General features: G+C 61.6%; 1 protein-coding gene. It reads left to right on the forward strand.

The window, feature by feature from the left end:
• Positions 1–89: 89 nt before the first annotated feature.
• Positions 90–1,292: phosphoketolase family protein (locus HOC_RS20485; RefSeq protein WP_035542509.1), on the forward strand; the 1,203-nt coding region annotated here is incomplete at its 3' end.

Genomic DNA, 1,292 nt, shown 5'->3' on the forward strand with positions numbered 1-1,292 from the left:
CTGATCCTGAGGGTTTGACCGCCACGCGCCGTATCAAAACCGTTCACCTCATTTCTGACGCGCGAACTGGCAAGGGGATATCTGCGATCATGACAGCACACTGGCCCAGCGGATATGGCGTGATTGTCCATACCAGAGAGACGCAGCAACGGCTTCAGAGTATTTTGCAAGCTGCCGAGCGCGGAGACCTGGCGCTGACTCCCGCTGACGTGCCGGACATATTCTCCGCAACAGACAGGCTCGCGAATGCGGCAATGTGGCTCATCGCACACATGTCATATGCGCGCCGTTTTGACCTCACTGGCGCGGCGCTGGAGGCCGAGGATTTCAAGCAAACGCCTGAAGGGCATATGGGCGGATCGCTCAACATGGCGGTTGCGTTTGCAGGCTATCTCGCCGCCAATGCACTGAGTGGCCATACGCGCGCCTGGACCCTTGGGCAGGGTCACTGCGTTGCCGCCATCGAAGCCATCAACGCGCTGACAGGTGACGTGTCAGCGACGCAGCGTGGTCGCTATGATCGTAGCGAAGCCGGGCTGAACGCGCTCGCCCGCGACTTTTACAGTTATGCGATCACCCCTGATGGCCGCCCTGGTGTTCCGCTGGGTAGTCACGTCAACCCGAATACGGCCGGCGGGCTGTCAGAGGGCGGGTATCTTGGCTTTGCCAGTCTCCAGTATGTCCACATGCCTTTGCCGGGCGAGCGCCTTGTCGCCTTTCTGAGCGACGGGGCGTTTGAAGAGCAGCGCGGGTCCGACTGGGCGCCGCGCTGGTGGCGGGCCAGCGACAGCGGCTTCGCCATACCCGTCATGGTGCTGAACGGCCGCCGGATCGAACAGCGCACGGAGATCAGCCAGGAGGGCGGGCTTGATTGGCTGGTCAAACATCTTGAGCTGAGCGGGTTCGACCCAATCATCGTGGATGGCCATGATCCACTGTCTTACGCCTGGGGCATTTTGGAGGCTGAGGCGCGGCTCGCAAAACTGGTCGAAACCGACGGCCCCTACCCTGCGCGACTGCCCTATCTGATCGCGCCTTGCATCAAAGGATTTGGTTTTCCCGGGGCTGGCAGCAACAGGGCGCACAATCTTCCGCTCGACGGTCATCCACACGAGAACGCTTCGGCACGAGAGACTTTCAACGCAGGCGCACGGACACTCTTCACCCCGCCGGAAGTCCTGGATGATGCTGTCCGGACCCTGAGTGTCCACACAGCGCAAAACCGTCCCCTTGAAAGCCACAACGCGCTTGCTGTTCGCAATGTAGCCAGCCCGGACCTGCCCGCGCCTGCA

Origin of the sequence: Hyphomonas oceanitis SCH89, assembly GCF_000685295.1 — a bacterium.
GTDB lineage: Bacteria > Pseudomonadota > Alphaproteobacteria > Caulobacterales > Hyphomonadaceae > Hyphomonas > Hyphomonas oceanitis.